This window comes from Brucella oryzae (assembly GCF_041929965.1).
GTDB lineage: Bacteria > Pseudomonadota > Alphaproteobacteria > Rhizobiales > Rhizobiaceae > Brucella > Brucella oryzae.
The window spans coordinates 104,964-127,116 of record NZ_JBHEEO010000012.1 but is presented as its reverse complement, the minus strand read 5'-3'; the positions used below and the strand labels follow the sequence as shown (position 1 = coordinate 127,116).

Sequence of the window (22,153 nt, the reverse complement as noted above, 5' to 3'; positions counted from 1 at the left end):
CGCCAAGGCCATCCGCACCATCACCCGGCATGTCTGGCAGGACGCCCGCCAACGCACTGACGCCCAGCGTCTCACAGTTTGGGGAAAAGCGATCTATAAGCGGCGCAAGGAAACGGTGGAGCGATCCTTTGCCGACGCCAAGCAGCTGCACGGCCACCGCTACGCCCGCTTTCGAGGCCTTGTCCGCGTCGCCTGCCAATGTCTGCTGCAGGCCGCAGCACAGAATATCAAGAAGATCGCAATGGCGCTGAACAAAGCGCCAGGGGCAGCCACCGCATGAGCGGCTGCGGCCACTTGCAACATCGCGCAAACGCTGTCGCAAAACGCGGCCCCTCCTAAAAAACAAAACCCGCCGAAAAATATCAACGGGTTTGTCAGCAGCCTGAACCCGGCTTTCGCCGGGTTCTTCATCAGACAGACTGGAAGTCTCATCACACCTTCGTGCCGTGGAAACCACGGATGGCGCCGATGATCTTGTCCTGATCGGCTTCCGACAGATAAGGATGCATCGGCAGGCTCAGAATGCGGTTCGGCAAGCTCTCCGAAACCGGAAGGCCACCCGGCGCAACCGGATAGTGCTTGTATGCGGTCTGCAGATGCAGGGGCTTCACATAATAGATGACCGAAGGAATGCCTTCCGCCTGAAGATGCGCCTTCAGGCCGTCGCGGTTTTCGCTCTCGATGGAATACTGGGCCCAGGCCGAACGATTGCCGGCGGGAAGCGCCGGAACCTTGACGACATCCTTCAGCGCTTCATTGTAGCGCTTGGCGATACGGTCACGTGCTTCCATTTCGTCTTCCAGGATCGCAAGCTTTTCCAGAAGGACGGCGGCCTGGATCGTATCGAGACGCGAATTGATGCCGATGCGGACATTGTCGTACTGGGTTTCGCCCTTGCCGTGGAACAGGACCGAACGCAGCGTGTCGGCAAGTTCCGCATCATTGGTGAACATCGCACCGCCGTCGCCATAGCAGCCGAGCGGCTTGGCCGGATAGAAGCTCGTCGCACCGACATGGCCGAAGGCACCGCACATGACATTGTCCCGCTTGCCGCCGATGGATTGCGCAGCATCCTCGATGACAAACAGGCCCTCGCGGTCAGCAATGGCGCTGATGCGGTTATAGTCGGCAGCCAGACCGAACAGATCGACCGGGATGATCGCCTTTGGCTGCAGACGGCCTTCCTTGGCGGTGGCGGCGATGGCAGCTTCCAGCTGTTCGATATTCAGATTGTAGCTATTCGGATCGACATCGATGAACACTGGCTCTGCGCCGACCAGCGCAACAACTTCCGCCGTGGCAGCAAAGGTGAAGGACGGAACGAATACTGCATCGCCGGGGCCGATGCCGCGCGCCATGAGAGGCATCTGCAGGGCGTCGGTACCATTGGCGCAGGCGATGACATGCTCCACGCCCAGATATTCGCCGAGCTTCTTTTCGAATTCGGCCACTTCCGGTCCAAGAATATAACGGCCTTCCGCAACAACCTTGGAAATGGCGGCATTGAGACGGTCTTCGATACGCGCGCGCTGCGCTCCAAGATCAATAAACTGCATGTTGGCTCCAATATATCTGGACCGCACAAATGGATATGCGAATCCTCGGCAACCTATTTATTCGCTTGCGCCCTGCCCCGCTATGGCCAGAGCGTTCAAAGTTTTGCGATTCCTGTAACACCGCTTGACGCAGCTCACACGGACCGCCCGGCTCCCTTTTTAACGCGGGTGCCGAACAGTACCTTCCGTGAGAATGCGTAGCACGCTGATCGCTTCCTTGCCATCGGTACGCGGCTTTTCGCGCGTCTCGATGCATTCCATGAAATGCTGCAATTCGCGTGTCAGCGGCATGCCTTCCTCAACCGGGATATAGACCGGCTCGACGGATTTGAAAGACCACTGGTCGTTTTCCCGCCAGACTTCATGGCGGTAGAGCGCAAGCTTGCGGTCCCATGGCTCGCCGTCGTCGAACACGGCCATGCCCTTTGTGCCAGTGACTGTCAGGCGGCGCTCGCGATAGGCATTCAGGCGCGACGCAAACAGATGGCCGCGAATGCCATTGGGAAATTCGAGATGAAGATGGGCTATGTCGGTGAGGTGATCAAGCGTCGCGACGCCCTCTCCGCGAACCGCGCTGGGCTCTTCTCCGGTGATGGCCAAGATCATCGAAAGATCGTGCGGCGCAAGATCCCACAGGGCATCGAACTCGTTGTGGAACTTGCCGAACCCGACGCGATGCGAATGCACATAGCGAATGTCGCCGAGTTCGCCGCTTTTCACCATGTCGAGAAGCTTTTCGAAGGCCGGATGGAAACGCAGCACGTGGCCAACCATGAACACGCGACCGTTTTCGCGGGCAGCTTCCACTTCGGCTTCCGCAGCCGGAATGTCGAGCGCGATCGGCTTTTCGACCAGAACGTCCTTGCCGTTCTTCACCGCCTGAATGGCATATTGTGAATGAAACTGCGCCGGCAACGCGAGGACGATGCCGTCAATGTCCGAACGCGTGAATAATTCTTCGACAGGAACACTGGGAACATCGAACTCGGTCGCGAAGCGTTGCGCCTGTTCTGCCCTTGAGTCCGAGACTGCCTGAAGGGCACCGAGGCTCTTCAGGGTACGAATGTGATTGCCGCCCCAATAGCCGCAACCCAAAACCGCAATACGAGGTGCCATAAAACCATGCCTTTGCTGATGCAAAGTTCCTTATCGGTGCAAATGATAGAAAACAAGACGAAAGCTATGCGAAGAGTGCTTGACAGCATTTCATTCCGCACATATACCGCCGCCATTCCTTGCAGGAACAACGATTTGTCCCACCGGAAACGGCGATCATGAAGTTGTCTCTGTAAAGCGACGCGTGGCGGAGTAGCTCAGTAGGTTAGAGCAGAGGAATCATAATCCTTGTGTCGGGGGTTCGAATCCCTCCTCCGCTACCATCGCTCTCCTTCTCCAGACATTTGTGCCATATTCACATAGCTTGACCGGCTATCCGTGCGCTTTATGTTGTGCGCGTCATTATTTAGCGTCGGCACAGTCATGCACATCCTCGCGCTCGATCATATTCAATTAGCAATGCCTGAAGGTCAGGAGCAGAAAGCGCGCGATTTCTATGGCTCGACACTCGGCTTTGCGGAAGTTCCCAAACCCGACAATCTGGCGGCGCGCGGTGGATGCTGGTTTGAGAATGGAGCAATCAGGCTTCATCTGGGTGTGGAGTGCCCTTTCTCGCCCGCACGAAAGGCACATCCTGCATTTCTGGTCGATAATTTGCACGAAATGATCGTGCATCTGACGCGAGAAAGTATCAAAACTATCATGGAAGAGCCACTTCAAGGTTATGAGCGTTGCTACATCCACGATCCGTTCGGCAATCGTATCGAATTGATGCAGAAGATAGCCTGACGGCAATAACCATCAGGCTATAAGTTTTAATTCGCTGCGGCAGCGATGATGCGGCAAAGTCCTTCGCGCACGACCGACTTGCTGGTCGCCTGCCCCGCCTGAATACTGAAGATCGCGTCGACACGAGTGCCCTTACCCTGCGCCCGCACGGTGACGCGCAAGGTCTGGATACGGCCCGAGCCGGTCGTTTCCTGAAAAGCGTCTATGGAAGCGAGCTGCTTGTTGATCTTGATGCCCGAAAACCCTTCTGCTGCGACGGCTTGCGCCAGACGCTGCAAGGCTGTCGATGATTTCACACCGGCAAAGCTTTGTGTCGAGCGATAGCTAATCGCAGTTACGAATGGAACACCCTCGGACTTGAAATTCTGTTCACACGAAGCGGCAAAGCCTGCCCCGGTTGTCGCCAGGGTCAACAGACCCGCAAGCAGAAACACCCGCATTCATCTCTCCCTCAACTATATTAGACAGTTAGATTATTAAATCGTGGCAACGGCTTCGCCAACGGGAAGTTGATGACCATGCGGCAATACTTCACTGGATTGCAGCCCTTCCAGCGACTATATCCGCCTCAGAGTCCGCCTTCCGGCGCGAAACATAAAAAAGCGATCATGACCGTTCTCATCAATCAGCCTCATCCGTCCATTGATCCGGCCTCCATTGAAAAGCTGGTGGCCACCTTCTACGGACGGGCGCGCGAAGATGCGGTCATTGGACCGATTTTCGCCGAAGCGGTTCAAGATTGGGATCATCACATCGCGCAGATCGCTGCATTCTGGTCGTCGGTTATCCTCAAGACCGGCAATTATGAAGGGCGTCCCATGGCGCCGCATCTCAAGCTGGGGCTGAAGAACGAACATTTCGACCGCTGGCTTGATCTTTTCGAGAAAACTGCGCGTGAAATATTCCCTCCGGAAGCCGCGATCATCTTTATTGATCGGGCTCGACGCATTGCCGACAGTTTTGAAATGGCAATCGCCACCAACACGGGCCAGATTTCCGCGCCACGGCATTCACGCCGTCCGATTTAACCAAAATTGCACGCAACCCATGCGCGCAATGCAACATATCTTGTCATCGAATATTTAACTATATAAGCACATCCACAGAATAGGTGGGCTGTAATTCAGTCACGTCAACAGAAAATAAAGGCTTGCGGGAGCACAAAAGGCCAAACGCACGTTGGTGTGTTTGCGATGTCACTAATATTCGCAACATATCACTTGCATAAAGGGGCAGAATTTCGAACAGTTGCCGCAGCTTTTTTGAAAGCTCGATCGATCGTTTATCGCGTCAACCCAGACGCGAAGCTTCGACTTGAGCGTATATGCAAGGAGTTAAACTATGAATGAATCCATTCGCGAACTTTTGGCCAAGGTCGGCGGCCTGCCAGGCCCGGTGACGGACATTGCCGACGACGCTGATCTTTACAGCGCAGGACTGTCGTCTTTTGCCTCGGTACAGCTCATGCTCGGTCTGGAAGACAAGTTCGACATCGAATTTCCGGACCAGTATCTCAATCGCAAGTCTTTCGCGAGCATCAAGGCCATCGAACAGACGGTCACCCAGATTCTCAAAGACAAAGAGGCTGCATAATGAATGCCGGGGCGGGGAACAGTCTTTCAGAGCGCGTGGGCCGCGTTGCGGCCATAGCGGGTAAATTTTCCGATAGCGTCGATAAGGAAGGCCGCTTCCCGCGTGAAGCAATCGATGCGATGAAGGCCGAAGGCCTGCTGGGCATTCAGGTGCCCTGTGAACTCGGTGGCGAGAGCGCGGAAATCGACCAGATTGCGGAACTGTGCTGCATTCTCGGCCAGTCCTGCGCATCGAGCGCGATGATCTTCGCCATGCATCACATCAAGCTTTCAAGCCTGGTGGAGCACGGCCAGACGGTTGAATGGCATCGGGAATTCATGCGCAGAATTGCGAAAGACCAGCTTCTGCTGGCTTCGGCGACGACCGAAGGCGGCATCGGCGGCGATCTGCGCAACTCGATCTGCGCCATCGAGGTCGAGGGCGATATCTGTCGGCTGGAAAAGAACGCAACCGTCATCTCCTATGGCACCTATGCCGATGCCATTCTGATCACATCGCGCTCGCACAAAGACGCCGCGTCGTCGGATCAGGTAATGACCGTGTTCCTGAAAGACCAGTACACGCTCGAAAAGACCCATGATTGGGATACACTCGGCATGCGCGGCACCTGCTCGGAAGGCTTTGTGTTTCGCGGCGAGGCCGACAAGGTGCAGATCCTGCCACATCCCTTCGCTGAAATCGCAGCGCAATCCATGCTGGCGCAGTCGCATACGCTGTGGAGCTCGCTCTGGTATGGCATCGCCGTCGATGCGGTCAACCGGGCGCAGGCATTCGTGCGCGCCGCCGCGAAGCGCAATCCGGGCGCGCCGCAGCCGGGCGCCTTACGTGTTGCCGAAGCGTCCAACATGCTGCAGATGCTGAAATCCGAAATCATTGCCTGTCTCAAGACCTATCGTGAAGCCAAGAACTATCCCGACAAGCTGGCCTCGATGGGCTTTGCGATTGCGATGAACAACCTCAAGGTTACCGCGTCGCAGACGATCCTTCAGATCATCAACCACGCCATGCTGGTCTGCGGCATCATGGGCTACAAGAACGGCACGCCTTTCAGCCTTGGCCGCCATCTGCGCGACGCGCATTCCGCGCAGCTGATGATTTCAAACGAGCGCATTCTCGGCAATACGGCCACCATGCTGCTCATTCACAAACAGAACACCAGCCTTTTGGGATAATCGCCATGGATGCTCAAAGATCATTTCTCGACCGGCTTTTCGATTCCGGTCTCCTGATCGACACCGGCGTGGAAGGACTTTACGGACGCTCCGGCCAGTTCGAAGATGTCATCCAGGCATTTGAACGCCTGATCGACCGCACCGGCGGCAATGACGGTGCCGAAGCGATCCGCTTCCCGCCCGGCATGAACCGCGCTTTCTTTGAAAAAAGCGGCTACATGAAAAGCTTCCCGCAACTGGCCGGCACCGTGCACAGCTTTTGCGGCTGTGAGCTTGACCACGTCAACCTCATCAAATGCATGGATGAAGGCTCGGACTGGACGCTGGAGCAGAAGGCGACGGACATCGTGCTGACGCCTGCTGCCTGCTATCCGCTCTATCCGACAGTCGCCAAGCGCGGGCCGCTGCCGCAGGGCGGCGGGCTTTACGACCTGCAATCCTATTGCTTCCGCCATGAACCGTCGACCGACCCTGCCCGCCAGCAGCTCTTCCGCATGCGTGAATATGTGCGCATGGGTACGGAAGCCGATGTGATGTCGTTCCGCCAGCTCTGGATCGACCGTGGCACAGAGATGATGAAGAAGGTAGGCCTGCCGGTCGAAATCGACGTCGCCAACGATCCGTTCTTCGGACGTGCGGGCAAGATGCTGGTCAATAACCAGCGCGACCAGAACCTGAAATTCGAACTGCTGATCCCGATCACCAGCGTCGAAAAGCCGACTGCCTGCATGAGTTTCAATTATCATCAGGACCAGTTCGGCGTGAAATGGGGCCTCTCGCTTGATGACGGCGCCGTTGCTCACACGGCCTGCGTAGGGTTTGGGCTGGAGCGCATCGCGCTGGCGCTCTTCCATCATCACGGCCTGGATGTTGAAATCTGGCCGGAAAATGTACGCAAGGAACTGTGGGGCTGATTGCGACCATGCAGGCAGTTTTTCCGAACATCGCGCCCGACCGTTATACGCCGCACGCTTTGCATGCCCAGACGCGTATCTGGCCGGAAACCAACTGCTATGTCGATCTCTGGATCGAAGTACTGGCAACATTGGGTGTCGCTCCGGAAGCCATGCTCGGTTTCACGCTGACACAGGATTTCGAGGGCGACCAGTTCACCTTCTTCAAGGTGCCGCTGGAAGACCTCGAAGCCCTTTATGGCGTTCGGGCGACGGAGCTTGCAATTTTTGATCGTGTGGAAAGCCATGTCGCGGAACAGATAGCGCGGGGGCGCCTCTGCATGGTTGAGATGGACAGCTACTTCATGCCGGATACGCATGGCGTCAGCTACCGCACGGAACATGGCAAGACGACCATCGCCATCAATCGCATGGATGTTCAAAACCGTTCGCTCGACTATTTCCATAATGGCGGTTTCTATCATCTGGAAGGCGAGGATTTCGACGGGGTCTTCCAGCGTCATCTGACCGACGCTGACCTCCCCTTCCTGCCCTATACGGAATTCGCCAAGTTTCCGAAGATTGTGCCGGATGAAGCGCATCAGCGACGCGTCGCCGAAATTCTTCTGCCGCGCCATTTTGCCCGCAGGCCGAAGGAAAACCCGATCCGCGCCTTTGCCAGCGTGTTCCCCGCTCAGGTCGAAGCAATCGCGGAACGCCCGTTCGGCTTCTTCCATAAATATGCGTTCAACACGCTGCGCCAGCTCGGCGCGAATTTCGAACTCGCGGCAAGTCATCTCGACTGGCTTGGGCAAGGCAGGCGCTTTGCAACAGCCTCGGCAGACGCCTTGCAAATTGCGGAAACGGCAAAGGCTGTTCAGTTCCAGCTGGCCCGTGCCGTCATGCGCAAAAAGTTCGATGCATTGGCCGGAACGCTTCAACCGGCGGCAGATGCGTGGGATCGGCTGATGGCGGCGCTTGCAACGGAAATGGGTCGCGATGCGGCTTGAACTGAATCCGACCCGCCGCCCACTTCAGGCCGGGTGGCGGCTCGTCATCACCGGCCCGGATGCGGCGCAAACACCGCATCACGCCAAGTCCGGCGGCAGCATCGATGATGCTCCTGTACCCGGAACGGTGGCGGAAGCGCTTGAAAAAGCCGGGCGTTTCGACCGAAAAAACCCCGTACCGCTCGACAATCAGGATGCCTGGTATTTCCTCGATCTTGAGGAGACGCCCGGCCCCGCCACGCTTCATTTCGGCGGGCTTGCCACGATATGCGACGTCTTTTTCAATGGCGAATTGCTGTTGCAGACCGACAGCATGTTCCTTGGCCATAATCTGCCCGTCACCCTGACCGGCAAGGACGAGCTTGTGCTCTGTTTTCGTGCGCTTGCGCCCCGTCTCGCCCAAAAAGGCCCGCGTGCCCGCTGGCGCACGCAACTGATGAATACACAGGGGCTGCGCCTCATTCGCACGACCGCGCTTGGTTATATGCCGGGCTGGTGTCCGCAAGTGCATGCTGCAGGTCCGTGGCGTCCGATTTCAATCAGCCATCCCGATGCTGAAGCCATATCCGACATCGCCATTCAGGCAATGCTGACCGAAACCGGCGATGGCAAACTTCAGGTCAGTTTTACTTATAGCGGTAAGGCCGCAACGCCCACCCTCCATTGTGCGGGGCAACAGGTCGCCTGCGAACGCCAGACCGATGATCAGTGGACGGCAAGGCTCACACTTTGCCATATCGAGCCATGGTGGCCGCATACGCATGGCAATCCTACGCTTCACGATATTGAACTTTCTCTCGACGGAGAAATCCGATCGCTGGGGCGCACCGGCTTTCGCCGCATTGAGGTTGACCACGGGTCGGACGGCAAGGGATTTGCGCTCAGGATCAATGGCGAGAAGATATTTTGCCGCGGCGCAGTATGGAGCTCCGCAGATATCGTCCGCCTTCCCGGCGCACGCGACGATTACGAACCATGGCTGAAGCTCGCGCAGGAAGCGGGCATGAACATGCTGCGCCTGAGCGGCATCACCACCTACGAGACACCGGATTTCTACGCGCTTTGCGACGAACTGGGCATCATGGTGTGGCAGGACTTCATGTTCGCCAATTTCGATTATCCGGTGAAGGACGAGGCATTTGTCGGGAATGTACAGGCCGAAGCGCGTCAGCTTCTCACCGCCATCGGACATGCGCCATCGCTGACGGTTCTTTGCGGCGGCAGCGAAATCTACCAGCAGGGCGCGATGATGGGCCTGCCGGAAGCGACCTGGAAAGGTCCGCTGACCGAGGAAATCCTGCCCGGCATCGCAAACGCGCTATGCCCGAACATTCCCTATGTGCCGAATTCGCCCTGCAACGGCGCCCTGCCCTTCATCAGTAATGAAGGTGTCAGCCATTATTACGGCGTTAGCGCCTATTGCCGTCCGCTGGAAGATGCGCGGCGGGCAGACGTGCACTTTGCGACCGAATGTCTCGCCTTCTCCAACGTGCCCGAAACGCGCACGCTGAAAACCCATCTAGATACGCCGCCGGTTCACGATCCGCGCTGGAAGTCGCGCGTGCCGCGTGATCGCGGCGTATCCTGGGATTTCGAGGATGTGCGGGATAGCTATCTGGAGATGTTATACGGTTACGATCCGGCGCGTCTGCGGCGCGAGGATGTGGAACAGTATCTCCACCTTTCGCGCGCTGTCACTGCTGAAGTGATGGAAGCGACCTTTGCCGAATGGAGACGGCCGGGAAGCACCTGTTTCGGCGCGCTTCTCTGGATGTTTCAGGACCTGTTGCCCGGCGCCGGCTGGGGCATGATCGATGCGACAGGCGAACCCAAGGCTTCGTGGCATGGCCTCAAACGCGCTTTCCGCCCGCAGCAGATCGCCTTCACCGATGAGGGCGTCAACGGCCTCGCGATTCATATTCTGAACGAGCAGGCGGAATCCGTTGATCTTTCGCTTGAACTGGCCTGCCTGCGCGCCAGTTCGCAGCCGGTGGTTTCCGGTCGCCGCGATCTTTCAATGGCTGGCCGTTCCGCCATCACCATTCCGGCGACAGATCTGTTCGGTGCCTTCTTCGATGTCACTTATGCCTATCGGTTTGGCCCTCCGGCGCATGACGTGACGGTCGCGCGATTGAAGCGTAATGATATTACGGTTGCCGAGGCATTTCACTTTCCGCTTGGACGGACGAAAGCCTTTCACGACGCCGCTATCGAAGCCCAGCCCGTTGAAGAAAACGGAAACTGGTTTCTCGATCTGAAAACGCCGGTTCTGGCCCAATCCGTCAGCATCGATGCGGGTGACTGGCGGGCGGCAGACAACTGGTTTCATCTTGCTCCCAACGCGACGAAACGCGTTGCCCTCATTTCTCGAAACGATACACCGGAGAAACCATCGGGTGAAATCCGCATCGCCGGTTCATCGCGGATCGTGTGGTTCTGACTATTTCAGAGCGACGGAACGGATCGCGTCGATATAGATTTCACGTGAATGTTCCGGCGTCAGATTATGATCGGCATCGGGAATGACGGTGACCGACACATTGTCGAAACCCTGCACGCGAGTACCCACCTGATCGAAATAAAAATTGAAATACTCGCGCCCGGTATCCTTTTCGGCATAGACCAGCGCTAGCGGCACTTGACGCTGTTTCAATTCGTCAAACGCCGAATAGACCGCACGTCCCTCAACAGTCCGGCTGCGTAGCAGTTTGCGCGCCAGGCCGCGAAAACGCCCGACGACCCCGCGCGCGAGGTTGCGCAGGATGACACGAATATCCAGTTCACCGCGGAAGAGACGCTGGAATGTTTCAATGCGGAGTGCGCGACTGCCATAATCTTCCAGCGTACGATTGCCTTCGCGAACGGCATCATCGACCAAGCGCCCCGGCGCCCAGTAAAACGTCACTGGATTGGCGAGAACCGCGCCCGAAATACGCTCGTCTTTCAGGGCACAGTTGAACCCCAGAAAGGCACCGCTGCATCGTCCTGCGACGACAGGGCGCCCCCAGCCGATTGCGTCCAGATAATCTAAGGCTTCGGCAACATCGGCCTCCGGGCCATGGGTGTAAAGCACCTGTTCAGGCATGCCCAGATTGGGCGGGCTATCGCCAGCATTGGCAATATCGAAACGCAGGGATGCTATCCCGTCCTGCGCGAGCCTGCGCGCCATATCAACACTCGTGCGCCCCCATCCGACACGCCGGTCATAGGATGACGACAGAAACATAACCGTCCTGCCGCGCCGTTCGCCCAGAGGTGCACAAAGAACGCCGGAAAGGCGATTGCCGGAACCGAAAGAAACGGGTGTTTCGACAAAGCCGTCGCCCGTCAAAGTGCCGCCGAGGGCACTTTCATCCGACTTGTTCTGTGCCGGCCTTGAACCCGCACGACCCGCCACCCAATCGGCAAGCCGGTCTGCGATCTCCAGCGGCAGGCGCGAGATGACCGGATTCGAAATCAGCTTGTCGTAATCGGCAAAAGCTTCAACCGTCACATCCACACCGAGCTTTTCCAGATGTGCCGCCAGTTCGGCATCGTTCGGACGATCCGTCCGCGCCAGCAAAAGGCAATGGGGCGCCGGCTTCGTCTCCAGCGACAAAAGATTAATCTTCTTCACATCGGCAGCCACCTCGGGCTGCATCGTCAGCGATGCGATGGAAATGCTGTTCTTGATCCTTTGCTCGTCTGTCAGTCCCAGATCAGCATCGACCATCCTCGACCAGACGGCCAGTTCACGGGTGTAGAACCGTCCTGAAATAACCGGTGCCAGAAGCGCCAATGCCGCAATGCCGTCGATCCGTGCCGCAGTTTCGGCAGCAACGACTGCACCAAGGCTCTGCCCGATGACGACAACGCGGCTTGCACCTGACAGGTCACGCGCTTTCCGAGCAGCGTCCACCAGCGTATTTCGCCAGAGTTCCAGTCCTTTGGAAAAATCGATGTCGTCTCGTCCGTCACCCGTGCCGGGCCAGTCAAATCGGAAAGAAGCTATGCCGCGCGCCGAAAGTTCGTCAGCGATGATGCGCCAGAATTTGCGGGTCGTGCATAATTCTTCCAGCCCCCAGGGACTCGCAAAGATAACAACTGTGTCGCGAGATTGGCCAACGGGAGCCTGATAAAGGCCCAGCGTGTCGCAGAAGACGACAGGGCTGGCGGCCGACCGCACAGTATCTACCGATTGCTCAAAGGATGTTTCGTCTTCCACCCTATCGCCCATGCCCAATGCACCCCATTGCAGAAACAACATCCTGCAATAATGGAAATTGCGCACGGCACCAAGGGTTTATCGCTGTGATTGCGAAAGCATTGCCCTGCCGCACATCAAGCGCGGCAAGGCTGCAACAGATGGCGCATAACCGCTGAGAGCGAGCGTCGCCGTGAAGATCAGGCCGCTGGCTTGGTCTTTTCGCCCTCAAGCAGCTTCTCATGGCGAAGTAGCATGCCATAGAGATCGCGTGGCTCATCCGGATCGGCAAGCAGGTCCAACTGCTCATAGAGGCCGGTATCCTTCAGCTTGTCGCGAACATAGCGCAGGGCCGAAAAGTCTTCCGTCGCAAAGCCGACCGAGTCGAACAGCGTAATCTGACGCGCATCCTTGCGGCCTTCAGTCTTGCCGGTAATCACTTCCCACAATTCATTGACAGGATAGTCTTCCGGAAGCTGCTGGATTTCGCCTTCAATACGTGTCTGGGGCGGATATTCGACGAAGATATCCGAACGGCGGAGAATATCGCCGTGCAGTTCGGTCTTGCCGGGACAGTCACCGCCGACCGCGTTGATATGTACGCCAGCGCCAACCATGTTGTCGGTCAGGATCGTCGCATTGAGCTTGTCGGCGGTTACGGTGGTGATGATGTCCGCACCCTCGACCACTTCCTCGACATCCTTGCAGATCACGATGTCAAAACCTGCACCTTCGAGATTACGTGCACATTTTTCCGAAGCCGTACGGTCGATATCGTAAAGACGCAGCTTGTCGATACCGAGAATGGCCTTGAATGCCAGGGCCTGAAACTCGCTCTGTGCGCCGTTACCGATGATCGCCATCGTGCGCGCATTCTTTGGCGCAAGATGCTTGGCCGCGACTGCCGAAGTTGCGGCCGTGCGCAGCGCTGTCAGAATGGTCATTTCAGTCAGAAGCATCGGATAGCCGCTGCCAACATCCGAAAGAACTCCAAAAGCCGTAACCGTCTGCAGACCATCGCGCGTGTTCTTCGGATGACCGTTCACATATTTGAAGCCGTACATCGTACCGTCGCTTGTCGGCATCAGCTCGATCACGCCTTCATCGGAATGCGACGCAACACGCGGCGTCTTGTCGAAACTTTCCCAGCGGCGGAAATCCTCTTCCACATAATCGGCAAGTTCCTTGAGGAAGGTCTCGACGCCGACGGAAAGCACCAGCTTCATCATGTGATCGACACTGACGAAAGGGACGATATTGAGGTTGGGTTGGGTCATTATCACTCCTAAAGCATTTGCGGCCAGACAGACGACATCTGGCGTCGCAACAATGCAGCCTCCTGAATTCAGTAATTGATAGTTGGGCGGTCCATGACGCTGCGGCCCAAAAGGCTCGCCATCAGGTCAACCATTACGGTTGCGGTACGTCCGCGTTCATCAAGAAACGGATTAAGTTCAACAAGATCGAGGCTTGTCACCAGATCGCTGTCGTGCAGCATTTCCATGATGAGATGCGCTTCACGGAAGGTCGCGCCGCCGGGAACCGTGGTGCCGACAGCGGGCGCAATCGAAGGTTCAAGGAAATCGACATCAAGGCTGACGTGCAGAAGGCCGTTTTCGTCCTTCACGCGCTGCAAAAAGCGGCGCAGCAGCGCGGCCACACCATGCTCGTCGATGAGGCGCATGTCATAGACGGCAACTTCGGTCTGCTTGATCGCAGTACGTTCTGCCGGATCAACACTGCGAATGCCCATCATGCAAACATTGGCGGGATCAATCGGTGCTGCCAGCGCAGGGAAATAACCCTCAAAGCCCTTCTGTCCCGTGTAATAGGCAACAGGCGTGCCATGCAGATTGCCGCTGCCCGTCGTTTCCAGAGTATGAAAATCTGTATGCGCATCGAGCCACAGCACAAATTGCTTGCGACCTTTTTCTGCGGCACGGCGCGCGATACCCGGAACGGTGCCGGCAGCAAGCAGATGATCGCCGCCCAGGAAGATCGGAAAACCTTCTTCACTCTCACGATAAGCAGCTTCGCTGATTGCTTCAATCCAGGCGACCGCCTGCGGCAAAGCCTTGATCACAGGATTGGGATGGGTCAGCGGGCGCAGTTCGGCGGGGGCCAGATTGCCCAGATCGGTAAACTCATGACCGAGTTCGCGAATTGCATCCGCAATGCCAGCGGCACGATAACCGTCAGGGCCCATATTGCAGCCCAGACGACCAGTGCCTTCCTGAACAGGCAATCCCAAAATCTTGCAATGCATAAAGTGCTTCTCCAGAGAAATTAAAGCATTTCCAGCAAAAGTGCGAAGCGGTTTTGCGTGAGGCAAATGCGTCAAAACAAAAAGATGGAGCGGTTCCACGATTCCGTCTTAACTGGAACCGCTCCGTCCCCCTAGATTGACCATTTACGCTTGGCGATGTGAAGCAACCGTATTGGCAATTTTAACGGTTTGGTTTATCAAAATGTCGGATTGGCTTTTCAAAATGGAGAAAGCATGGACGATCTGGATGAAAAGCTGATTACGCTTTTGCGCCACAATGGACGACGCAGCATTTCGGATATTGCAATCGATCTCGGCGTTTCGCGGGCCACCGTGCGGGCGCGCATGGAGCGTTTGGAAAATTCCGGCGACATCATCGGCTACACGGTGATCCTGCGCTCGGACGCGGTCGATCTGCCGGTACGTGGCATCATGATGATCGAAATCGAAGGCAATGTCGCCGACCGTGTGGTCAAGGCGCTGGGCGGCTTCTCGGAGGTTTCGGCTGTCCACACCACCAACGGCCGTTTCGACCTTGTGGTGGAACTGGGCGCTGCCACACTCACCGATTTTGATGCAGTTCTGCGGCGCATCCGGCTGGTACCAGGCATCAAAGCCAGCGAAACCAACCTTCTGCTGGCAACACCACGCTCGACACGGGCGCGTCTGTAACAAAAAACCGGGATCAAATCCCGGTTTTTTCAGTTTTTACGATCAGGCAAGGATAGGATAATCCGTGTATCCCTTGGCGCCACCGCCATACATATGCTGCTGATCCAGCTCATTGAGCGGTGAGTTATCCTTCAAACGGCGAACGAGATCGGGATTGGAGATGAACGGCTTGCCAAAGGCCACAACGTCAGCGCGACCGCTTTCAACTTCTTCTTCGGCGAGCGCACGGTCATAACCGTTGTTGACCATCCATGCAGCCTTACCGCCCGCATCGCGATAAACCTGCTTGAGACGCGCATAATCAAAAGGCTGCGGCCCCTGTTGGAAATCCCGCGGGCCACCCGTCGCACCTTCAATGATGTGAACATATGCAAGTCCGTAAGAGGCAAGCTTTTCGAGCACATAGTCAAACAGCGGCTGCGGATCGGAATCTGACGCATCATTGGCTGGCGTCACCGGCGAAAGACGAATGCCAACTTTTCCGGCACCGACCGCCTTCGTCACTGCATCAACGACTTCGAACAGGAAGCGGGCGCGGTTTTCTATGGAACCGCCATATTCATCGGTGCGGTGATTGCTGCCCGAGCGCAGAAACTGGTCAATCAGATAGCCATTGGCCGCATGGATTTCCACACCGTCAAAACCAGCCACTTCAACAGCATCCTTTGCAGCCTTGGCATAGGTGGCTACGATTTCCGGAAGCTCGCTTTTATCAAGCGCACGCGGCTCGGAGGTTGGCACAAATTCGCCCGTGCCATCGGGATGAACCAAATAGGTCTTCGACTTGGCGGTGATCGCGGACGGAGCAACCGGCTTGCCACCATTCGGCTGCAAGGTGTTGTGCGAAATACGGCCTACATGCCACATCTGCACGACGATTTTGCCGCCTGCGCTGTGCACAGCATCGGTCACGCGCTTCCAACCGGCAAGCTGCTCATCGGAATAAAGGCCCGGCACATCGGCATAGCCCTGCCCCTGATGGCTGATCGGCGTTGCCTCGGTGATGATGAGACCGGCACTTGCGCGCTGTTCATAATAGGTGACGTTGAGGTCGTTTGGCACAGCGCGTGGCGAGCGATTGCGCGTCAGCGGCGCCATCACAACGCGATTGGCAAGCTTCAGATCACCGACGGTGACAGGATCGAACAAGGTGGCCATGGATGCATTTCCTTCAAGTGGGAAAGATCGTTTCGGAATGGATTAAAGATCGGACAGCGATTTGAGCAAGGCGGCAATCGCCTCCTCGTCGCGCTTGTAGAAAGTCCATTGACCAACGCGATGGGGTGTAATCAAACCCGCTTTCGTCAGCACGGACAAATGGGCAGAAACGGACGACTGGGAGAGGCCGCACCGTTCGAACTGGCCCGCGCACACGCCCATCTCCAAAGGCATGTGCTGACCGGAGAAATGATTCTCCGGTTTCTTGAGCCAGCTCAAAATGTCGAGACGCACCGGATTGGCGAGCGCCTTGAGTATCTCGTCCAGAGGTATAGGCTGAACATCCGACATCGCAGTCACCTCGCTGATCTTCTAAAGCGTATCGTCATTTCCCGATATAAGTATTGATTGAATCCGATTTAAAAAGAGGCACTCCGTTCACATCGCCGTGAATGCGAAAACCGACGCCTTTCCTGTGGAACATCGATACTGCCTTGATTGCGCCGAACCGGCATCCGACTATGTTCGGCGTGACAGCTAGAGCGCATCCCGAAAAGTGTGAAACGGTTTTCGGACAAGATGCGCGTTAAAACAAAAAATTAGAGCGCCGATCTGATTCAATCAGATCGAACCGCGCTCTAAGAATTGGAAACTACATGGCGGACATTACCAAGCGCATTGCCGGGATTATCGCGGCGGAAATCAACGCAAAGCCGGAACAGGCAATTGCCGCCATCAGCCTTCTGGACGAAGGCGCGACCGTGCCCTTTGTGGCGCGCTACCGCAAGGAAGTCACCGGTGGGCTCGACGATACGCAGCTGCGCCAGCTTTCCGAACGGCTCGCCTATCTGCGTGAACTGGAAGCGCGCCGCACCTCCATTCTGGAATCGATCCGCAGCCAGAAAAAGCTGACGCCCGAACTGGAATTAAAGATCGCCAATGTCCAGACCAAGGCCGAGCTGGAAGATCTTTATCTGCCCTATAAGCCGAAGCGCCGCACCCGTGCGGAAATCGCCCGTGAACGCGGTCTTGGACCTCTGGCCGAGGCGATCCTTGCCGACCGCAGCCTTGTGCCTGCTGAGATTGCCGCATCCTATGTCGCCGGCGAAATCGCCGATGTGAAAGCAGCGCTCGATGGCGCGCGCGACATCATCGCCGAAGGCTTTGCGGAAAATGCCGAACTGATCGGCAATTTGCGCAACTATCTGAAGGACCGTGCCGTGCTGCGCTCGCGTGTCGTCGACGGCAAGCAGGAAGCAGGCGCGAAATTCTCGGATTATTTCGATCATTCAGAACGCTGGGCCACCGTCGCCGGTCACCGTGCGCTGGCCATGCTGCGCGGGCGCAACGAGGATTTTCTGTCGCTCGACATCGAAATCGACGCCGACGACACCTCGCCCGTGAAACCCGTCGAGCGCAAGATCGCCGCCGCCTATGCGATTGGCGGCACGCTGCCGGGCGACCGCTGGCTGATGGAAGTGGCGGGCTGGGCATGGCGCGTGAAGCTTTCGCTGTCGCTCTCGCTCGACCTGATGCGCGACCTGCGCGAGCGCGCCGAAGAAGAAGCGATCAATGTTTTCGCCCGCAATCTGAAAGACCTGTTGCTGGCCGCACCTGCCGGTTCGCGCGCCACGATGGGCCTCGATCCAGGCATCCGCACGGGCGTCAAGGTGGCGGTGGTCGATGGCACAGGCAAGCTGCTCGACACCACCACAGTCTATCCCTTCCCGCCGAAAAACGACGTGCGCGGCACGCAAGCTGAACTGGCCAGCCTCGTCCGCAAGCACAGAATAGAGCTGATCGCCATTGGCAACGGCACCGGCAGCCGCGAGACGGAACGTCTCGTCGTGGACATGCTGTCGGACATGCCAGCCCCGAAACCGCTGAAGGTCATCGTTTCGGAAGCGGGCGCTTCGGTCTATTCGGCGTCTGAAACCGCCGCCGCAGAATTCCCGCAGCTCGACGTCTCGCTGCGCGGCGCCGTGTCGATTGCGCGCCGTTTGCAGGACCCGCTAGCCGAGCTCGTCAAGATCGAGCCGAAATCCATCGGCGTCGGCCAGTATCAGCATGACGTCGATCAGATACACCTCGCCCGCGCGCTCGACGCTGTGGTGGAAGACGCGGTGAATGCGGTTGGTGTCGATCTCAATACGGCTTCCGCCTCGCTGCTTGCCCGCGTGTCGGGCCTTGGTACATCGATTGCGGAGGCCATTGTGGCGCATCGCGATGCCGCAGGCGCATTCAAGAACCGCAAGGAACTGCTCAAAGTTGCGCGTCTCGGCAACCGCACTTTCGAGCAATGCGCGGGCTTTCTGCGCATTCCGAACGGCACCGAACCGCTCGACGCGTCGTCGGTTCACCCGGAAGCCTATGGCGTGGCGAAAAAGATCGTTGCCGCCTGCGGTCGCGATGTGCGTTCGCTGATGGGTGACAGCGCAGCGCTGAAAGCGCTTGACCCGCGGGTTTTCGTAGATGAACGTTTCGGCCTGCCGACCGTGCGCGATATCATTGCCGAGCTGGACAAGCCCGGCCGCGATCCGCGTCCGGAATTCAAGACCGCGACCTTTGCCGACGGTATCGACGACATCAAGGACCTGAAACCCGGCATGATGCTTGAAGGCACGGTCACAAACGTTGCGGCCTTTGGCGCTTTCGTGGATATCGGCGTGCATCAGGACGGCCTCGTCCATGTCTCGCAACTGGCCGACCGTTTCATCAAGGACCCGCATGAAGTGGTCAAAACGGGCGACGTGGTGAAGGTGCGCGTGGTAGAAGTGGATGTTCCGCGCAAGCGCATCGGCCTTTCCATGCGCAAAGATGGTGGCGACGCCCCTGCCCCGCGCAACAACACGCAACGCGATCCAAGGCCTGCCAAAAACTTCACGCCGCAGCGCAAGCAGGAACAGCCCTCAACCGGCGGTTTCGGCGCTGCCTTGCTCGAAGCGATGAAGAAAAAATAACTGCAAAGGGCGGCTTCTCCAGCCGCCCTTTTCGTATTCAGATCTTGTTGCCGATTGGAAAGCCGGTTGAAGCTTTTCGCACCGGCATGTCCTCGGTGGGGATGATCCAGCCGCCGCAAATGGCGATGCGCACTTCGTCACCCTCCTCAAGCCGGACGGGATCGCGCACTTCGAAATGCAAGGCAATTTCCGGCCTGGCGACGACTTCAGCCTCAAGGCGCGAACCGCCGCCGCGATAAACGGAACGCTTCACGCGAACGGGAATGCCGCAGGTTTCGGTGAGTTTCAGATCGGCGGCGCGCACGCAAAGCTGCGCATTGGCGCGCGGCATTTCGATGCCCGAACAACGCACCTGCGCACGGCTGCCCAGCACCAGCGCTTCGCAATGTCCCGCTTGCGCAAAGGACACGACTTCGGCCGGCAGAACCATGCCATGCGCGATGAAGGAGGCCACCATTTCGCTCGCCGGTTCTTCATAAAGTTTGCGCGGCGTATCGAACTGCTGCAGCTTGCCGTGATCCAGCACCGCGATGCGGTCGGCCAGCGCCATGGCTTCCGCCTGATCATGGGTGATGTAGATGATCGTCGTGCCGGTGCGCTTGTGGAAGGCGGCGAATTCGTCTTCCATCGAGGCGCGCAGATGCACGTCGAGATTGGCCAGCGGCTCATCGAACAGCACCAGCGACGGTGCCGCGACCAGACAGCGGGCGAGCGCCACGCGCTGGCGTTGCCCGCCGGAAAGATTGGCGGGGCGGCGATCACCGAATCCATCGAGATCGACCAGTGCAAGCGCTTCTTGCACCCGGCGTTCCCGCTCGGCCTTGGCGACCTTTGCCACGCGCAGACTATAGCCGACATTTTCCGCCACGGTCATATGCGGCCAGAGCGCATAATTCTGGAAGACGATGCCGACCTGCCGCTTTTCCGGGGGCACATTGCCGCCCGCATGGGAAACGCAGCTGTCACCAATATGGATTTCGCCGCCGTCCACTTCCTCGAAGCCCGCGATCATGCGCAACAATGTGGTCTTGCCGCAGCCGGAAGGTCCGAGAATGGCAACGAACTCGCCGTCATTCACATCCAGCGTCACGCCGGACAGGGCCTGAAACCCGTTGAACGTCTTGGATACCTGGTCGATCTTCAGTCGCGCCATGGCAGCACCCCGTTTGGAAGACGCCGCGCAAACAGATTTGTTGCAAGCATCAGCATGAATGTCACCGCAACGGCCAGAATGGATATGGCAGCCGCATAGGCGGAATCGCCCGCCTGTTCAAAAGAAAACATCACCACGCCCAGCGTTTCCGATCCCGACGCCCAGAGAAGCGCTGAAACCGTCAGCTCACAGAATGCAGTCATGAAAATGAGCACGCCGCCTGCAAGCGTCGCCGGTGCGACAAGAGGAAATATAATCGTGCGCAGCCGATAGAAAAGTCCTGCGCCCGCAATGCGTGCCGCTTCTTCCATCGCGCGGTCGATCTGATGCAGACCGGCCACGGTTGGCCGCAGCGCCAGCACGAAGAAGCGCGCCAGATAGGCAAAAAGAATGATCCAGAGCGTGTTGTAGAGGCTGACGCCGATCACAGGCAGCGGTTTCAGGAACATCAGCAGGCAGGCAATGGCCAGCACGACGCCCGGAAGCGCATAGGGCAGCTCGGCTGCGAAATTGAGCACCGGGGTCCAGCGCCGCTTGCGCCAGGCCAGCATATAGGCGAGCGGCACGGCGATGAGAACCGCAAAGAGTGCTGCGATCAGCGACAGCAGGATGCTGTTGCCGAAGGCGCGCGCGGCCCCGCCATGCTGCATGAGCACGAAGCGGAAATTTTCAAATGTCGCGGTGGCGAAAGTCAGCGGCACGCCATAGGCCGGGACCAGCGCCGAAAGCGTCAGCCCGATCAGCGGCAGCAGCAGCACGATGACGATCATCATCCATGCGGGGGCTTCTGCCAGAAGACGCCAACGGCCGAGCGCAAAGGGTGCGGCGGGCAGCGATGTGGAGACGATGCGGAAATCGCGCCTGCGTGACGCATAGTCCTGCGCTGCGATGCCCGCCATGGCGATCAGCCCGATCAACACCGATAATACGGCAACGCTCGACAGAACCGACGGACCGCCCCCGGCAAGGCGCTGATAAATCAGCGTCGGCAGGACGAGATAATTTGACGGGATGCCGAGAAAGGCCGGAATGCCGAAATTGCCGACACAGGAAACGAAAGCCAGAGCGGCAGCGCCGATGACCGACGGCGTCATCAGCGGCAATATGATGGTGCGCAACACGGTCCATTTGCTCGCACCGGCGCTCAAACCGGCTTCCACCAGTTCACGCGGCAGCTTGCGCAGGCCCGCCCGCACGATGAGGAAAACCAGTGGACCATATTGCACGCCGAGCAGGAAGATAATGCCCCAGACGGAATAGAGCGGATTGCGGCTGCCGAGCGGCGGAGCCATGCCGAGGAGTTTCAGAAACTGGCTCGACGGCCCGAACAGCTGGAGCCAGGCCAGCGCCGTTACCTGCGGTGCGATCAGCAGCGGCGTGACATAGAAAAGCACGAAGACATTGCGCCCGCGCATATTGGTGAGCCCCACCAGCAAGGCCGCAGCAATGCCAAAGGCAAGCGCCAGCAATGTGCCGCCAAGGCCGATTTGCAGGGAGTGCCATGTCGCAACCCATGTCGACTGGCTGCCCAGTGTCTCAACCAGAACCGATGTTGAAAACTGCCCCTGCGGCGCAACAAGCTCCACCAGCAGCCTGCCCATCGGCAGAAGCGACAGAACCGCCACGATCAGTGTTACCCCAACAATCAGGGCCGCATCGCGGCCCTGAAGGTCTTTCATGATACGCATCGAA

General features: G+C 57.9%; 20 protein-coding genes and 1 tRNA gene. 11 read left to right on the top strand and 10 right to left on the bottom strand.

Annotated features, from left to right (window positions below; translation table 11 throughout):
* Positions 1–280: transposase (locus tag JNC70_RS14315; RefSeq protein WP_374788650.1), on the top strand; the 280-nt coding region annotated here is incomplete at its 5' end.
* A gap of 151 nt (positions 281–431) precedes the next feature.
* Here the strand turns inward: JNC70_RS14315 and JNC70_RS14310 are convergent.
* Both JNC70_RS14310 and JNC70_RS14305 read right to left on the bottom strand, forming a co-directional pair.
* Positions 432–1,556, bottom strand: a complete 1,125-nt coding sequence (locus JNC70_RS14310) for a DegT/DnrJ/EryC1/StrS family aminotransferase (RefSeq protein WP_104754234.1) — start codon at positions 1,554–1,556, stop codon at positions 432–434.
* A 159-nt stretch (positions 1,557–1,715) separates the two neighbouring features.
* The gene (locus tag JNC70_RS14305; RefSeq protein WP_104754235.1) at positions 1,716–2,672 is read right to left on the bottom strand and encodes a Gfo/Idh/MocA family protein; all 957 of its coding nucleotides are present in this window, start codon (positions 2,670–2,672) and stop codon (positions 1,716–1,718) included.
* Positions 2,673–2,858: 186 nt separating this feature from the next.
* Between JNC70_RS14305 and JNC70_RS14300 the strand changes: the two genes are divergently transcribed.
* Together JNC70_RS14300 and JNC70_RS14295 are read left to right on the top strand one after the other, a co-directional pair.
* Positions 2,859–2,935: transfer RNA gene (locus JNC70_RS14300), tRNA-Met, on the top strand.
* A 100-nt stretch (positions 2,936–3,035) separates the two neighbouring features.
* Positions 3,036–3,401: a VOC family protein gene (locus tag JNC70_RS14295; RefSeq protein ID WP_104754237.1), complete on the top strand. Its 366-nt coding sequence runs from the start codon at positions 3,036–3,038 to the stop codon at positions 3,399–3,401.
* Between the two features lie 26 nt (positions 3,402–3,427).
* On the opposite strand, the gene JNC70_RS14290 is transcribed toward JNC70_RS14295, so the two are convergent.
* Positions 3,428–3,841: a hypothetical protein gene (locus JNC70_RS14290; RefSeq protein ID WP_104754238.1), complete on the bottom strand. Its 414-nt coding sequence runs from the start codon at positions 3,839–3,841 to the stop codon at positions 3,428–3,430.
* Positions 3,842–4,009: 168 nt separating this feature from the next.
* On the opposite strand from JNC70_RS14290, the gene JNC70_RS14285 reads away from it, so the two are divergent.
* The 6 genes from JNC70_RS14285 to JNC70_RS14260 all read left to right on the top strand — a co-directional run bounded on the left by JNC70_RS14285 (position 4,010) and on the right by JNC70_RS14260 (position 10,509).
* On the top strand, positions 4,010–4,429 hold the full coding sequence (locus tag JNC70_RS14285; RefSeq protein ID WP_104754328.1) for a group III truncated hemoglobin: 420 nt from the start codon (positions 4,010–4,012) through the stop codon (positions 4,427–4,429).
* A gap of 313 nt (positions 4,430–4,742) precedes the next feature.
* Complete coding sequence (locus tag JNC70_RS14280) at positions 4,743–4,994, top strand: acyl carrier protein (protein ID WP_104754239.1); 252 nt, start codon at positions 4,743–4,745, stop codon at positions 4,992–4,994.
* Positions 4,994–6,166, top strand: coding sequence for an acyl-CoA dehydrogenase family protein (locus JNC70_RS14275; RefSeq protein ID WP_104754240.1), 1,173 nt, complete (start codon positions 4,994–4,996; stop codon positions 6,164–6,166). Before JNC70_RS14280 ends, JNC70_RS14275 begins: the two co-directional genes overlap by 1 nt.
* 5 nt (positions 6,167–6,171) lie before the next feature.
* On the top strand, positions 6,172–7,080 hold the full coding sequence (locus JNC70_RS14270; protein ID WP_104754241.1) for an amino acid--[acyl-carrier-protein] ligase: 909 nt from the start codon (positions 6,172–6,174) through the stop codon (positions 7,078–7,080).
* An 8-nt stretch (positions 7,081–7,088) separates the two neighbouring features.
* Positions 7,089–8,069, top strand: coding sequence for a DUF1839 family protein (locus JNC70_RS14265; RefSeq protein ID WP_167394018.1), 981 nt, complete (start codon positions 7,089–7,091; stop codon positions 8,067–8,069).
* Positions 8,059–10,509 (top strand): glycoside hydrolase family 2 protein, encoded by a 2,451-nt coding sequence (locus JNC70_RS14260; RefSeq protein WP_104754243.1) that lies wholly within the window; start codon positions 8,059–8,061, stop codon positions 10,507–10,509. Before JNC70_RS14265 ends, JNC70_RS14260 begins: the two co-directional genes overlap by 11 nt.
* Here JNC70_RS14260 and JNC70_RS14255 read toward each other — a convergent pair whose 3' ends face one another.
* From JNC70_RS14255 to rocF, 3 genes are all read right to left on the bottom strand, one after another.
* Complete coding sequence (locus JNC70_RS14255; RefSeq protein WP_104754244.1) at positions 10,510–12,285, bottom strand: alpha/beta fold hydrolase; 1,776 nt, start codon at positions 12,283–12,285, stop codon at positions 10,510–10,512.
* A 167-nt stretch (positions 12,286–12,452) separates the two neighbouring features.
* Positions 12,453–13,529 carry an ornithine cyclodeaminase gene (ocd, locus tag JNC70_RS14250; protein ID WP_104754245.1) on the bottom strand — a complete coding sequence of 359 codons (1,077 nt, stop codon included), beginning with the start codon at positions 13,527–13,529 and terminating at the stop codon, positions 12,453–12,455.
* A 68-nt stretch (positions 13,530–13,597) separates the two neighbouring features.
* Complete coding sequence (rocF, locus tag JNC70_RS14245) at positions 13,598–14,518, bottom strand: arginase (protein WP_104754246.1); 921 nt, start codon at positions 14,516–14,518, stop codon at positions 13,598–13,600.
* A gap of 234 nt (positions 14,519–14,752) precedes the next feature.
* Between rocF and JNC70_RS14240 the strand changes: the two genes are divergently transcribed.
* The gene (locus tag JNC70_RS14240) at positions 14,753–15,190 is read left to right on the top strand and encodes an Lrp/AsnC family transcriptional regulator (RefSeq protein WP_061345848.1); all 438 of its coding nucleotides are present in this window, start codon (positions 14,753–14,755) and stop codon (positions 15,188–15,190) included.
* A gap of 42 nt (positions 15,191–15,232) precedes the next feature.
* On the opposite strand, the gene JNC70_RS14235 is transcribed toward JNC70_RS14240, so the two are convergent.
* On the bottom strand, positions 15,233–16,348 hold the full coding sequence (locus tag JNC70_RS14235; protein WP_104754247.1) for an alkene reductase: 1,116 nt from the start codon (positions 16,346–16,348) through the stop codon (positions 15,233–15,235).
* A gap of 42 nt (positions 16,349–16,390) precedes the next feature.
* Positions 16,391–16,699 carry an ArsR/SmtB family transcription factor gene (locus JNC70_RS14230; RefSeq protein ID WP_104754248.1) on the bottom strand — a complete coding sequence of 103 codons (309 nt, stop codon included), beginning with the start codon at positions 16,697–16,699 and terminating at the stop codon, positions 16,391–16,393.
* Between the two features lie 305 nt (positions 16,700–17,004).
* Here JNC70_RS14230 and JNC70_RS14225 point away from each other — a divergent pair, with 305 nt between their 5' ends.
* On the top strand, positions 17,005–19,308 hold the full coding sequence (locus tag JNC70_RS14225) for a Tex family protein (RefSeq protein ID WP_104754249.1): 2,304 nt from the start codon (positions 17,005–17,007) through the stop codon (positions 19,306–19,308).
* Positions 19,309–19,345: 37 nt separating this feature from the next.
* Here the strand turns inward: JNC70_RS14225 and JNC70_RS14220 are convergent, their stop codons facing one another.
* Both JNC70_RS14220 and JNC70_RS14215 read right to left on the bottom strand, forming a co-directional pair.
* The gene (locus JNC70_RS14220; RefSeq protein WP_104754250.1) at positions 19,346–20,461 is read right to left on the bottom strand and encodes an ABC transporter ATP-binding protein; all 1,116 of its coding nucleotides are present in this window, start codon (positions 20,459–20,461) and stop codon (positions 19,346–19,348) included.
* Positions 20,449–22,149 (bottom strand): ABC transporter permease, encoded by a 1,701-nt coding sequence (locus tag JNC70_RS14215; protein ID WP_104754251.1) that lies wholly within the window; start codon positions 22,147–22,149, stop codon positions 20,449–20,451. Before JNC70_RS14215 ends, JNC70_RS14220 begins: the two co-directional genes overlap by 13 nt.
* Between the last annotated feature and the right edge of the window lie 4 nt (positions 22,150–22,153).

Coding starts and splice junctions, on each gene's coding strand:
- JNC70_RS14280 (WP_104754239.1), top strand. CDS start 4,743: ATGAATGAATCCATTCGCGAACTTTTGGCCAAGGTCGGCGGCCTGCCA.
- JNC70_RS14285 (WP_104754328.1), top strand. CDS start 4,010: ATGACCGTTCTCATCAATCAGCCTCATCCGTCCATTGATCCGGCCTCC.
- JNC70_RS14230 (WP_104754248.1), bottom strand. CDS start 16,699: ATGTCGGATGTTCAGCCTATACCTCTGGACGAGATACTCAAGGCGCTC.
- JNC70_RS14295 (WP_104754237.1), top strand. CDS start 3,036: ATGCACATCCTCGCGCTCGATCATATTCAATTAGCAATGCCTGAAGGT.
- JNC70_RS14235 (WP_104754247.1), bottom strand. CDS start 16,348: ATGGCCACCTTGTTCGATCCTGTCACCGTCGGTGATCTGAAGCTTGCC.
- JNC70_RS14240 (WP_061345848.1), top strand. CDS start 14,753: ATGGACGATCTGGATGAAAAGCTGATTACGCTTTTGCGCCACAATGGA.
- rocF (WP_104754246.1), bottom strand. CDS start 14,518: ATGCATTGCAAGATTTTGGGATTGCCTGTTCAGGAAGGCACTGGTCGT.
- JNC70_RS14255 (WP_104754244.1), bottom strand. CDS start 12,285: ATGGGCGATAGGGTGGAAGACGAAACATCCTTTGAGCAATCGGTAGAT.
- JNC70_RS14265 (WP_167394018.1), top strand. CDS start 7,089: ATGCAGGCAGTTTTTCCGAACATCGCGCCCGACCGTTATACGCCGCAC.
- JNC70_RS14225 (WP_104754249.1), top strand. CDS start 17,005: ATGGCGGACATTACCAAGCGCATTGCCGGGATTATCGCGGCGGAAATC.
- JNC70_RS14275 (WP_104754240.1), top strand. CDS start 4,994: ATGAATGCCGGGGCGGGGAACAGTCTTTCAGAGCGCGTGGGCCGCGTT.
- JNC70_RS14310 (WP_104754234.1), bottom strand. CDS start 1,556: ATGCAGTTTATTGATCTTGGAGCGCAGCGCGCGCGTATCGAAGACCGT.
- ocd (WP_104754245.1), bottom strand. CDS start 13,529: ATGACCCAACCCAACCTCAATATCGTCCCTTTCGTCAGTGTCGATCAC.
- JNC70_RS14270 (WP_104754241.1), top strand. CDS start 6,172: ATGGATGCTCAAAGATCATTTCTCGACCGGCTTTTCGATTCCGGTCTC.
- JNC70_RS14260 (WP_104754243.1), top strand. CDS start 8,059: ATGCGGCTTGAACTGAATCCGACCCGCCGCCCACTTCAGGCCGGGTGG.
- JNC70_RS14290 (WP_104754238.1), bottom strand. CDS start 3,841: ATGCGGGTGTTTCTGCTTGCGGGTCTGTTGACCCTGGCGACAACCGGG.
- JNC70_RS14305 (WP_104754235.1), bottom strand. CDS start 2,672: ATGGCACCTCGTATTGCGGTTTTGGGTTGCGGCTATTGGGGCGGCAAT.
- JNC70_RS14215 (WP_104754251.1), bottom strand. CDS start 22,149: ATGCGTATCATGAAAGACCTTCAGGGCCGCGATGCGGCCCTGATTGTT.
- JNC70_RS14220 (WP_104754250.1), bottom strand. CDS start 20,461: ATGGCGCGACTGAAGATCGACCAGGTATCCAAGACGTTCAACGGGTTT.